1 pseudogene is annotated in these 237 nt (G+C 53.6%); it reads left to right on the forward strand.

From position 1 onward, the window contains the following. Nucleotides 1-237 (forward strand): annotated as a pseudogene (locus B3Y70_RS14745) (succinate--CoA ligase subunit alpha); the annotation flags it as partial.

The raw sequence follows: 237 nt of genomic DNA on the forward strand, positions 1-237 counted from the left end.
GGTATTCAGCTGATCGTTTGTATCACTGAAGGTATTCCGACCATCGACATGCTGTATGCCAAAGAATACGTTGATCGTAAAGGCGTTCGCATGATCGGCCCGAACTGCCCGGGCGTGATCACTCCGGACGAGTGCAAGATCGGCATCATGCCTGGCCATATCCACAAGAAGGGTAAGGTTGGTATCGTATCCCGTTCCGGCACCCTGACCTATGAAGCGGTCAAGCAGACCACGGAC

The sequence above is a fragment of the Marinobacter sp. UBA5687 genome, from assembly GCF_002420325.1.
GTDB lineage: Bacteria > Pseudomonadota > Gammaproteobacteria > Pseudomonadales > Oleiphilaceae > Marinobacter > Marinobacter nauticus.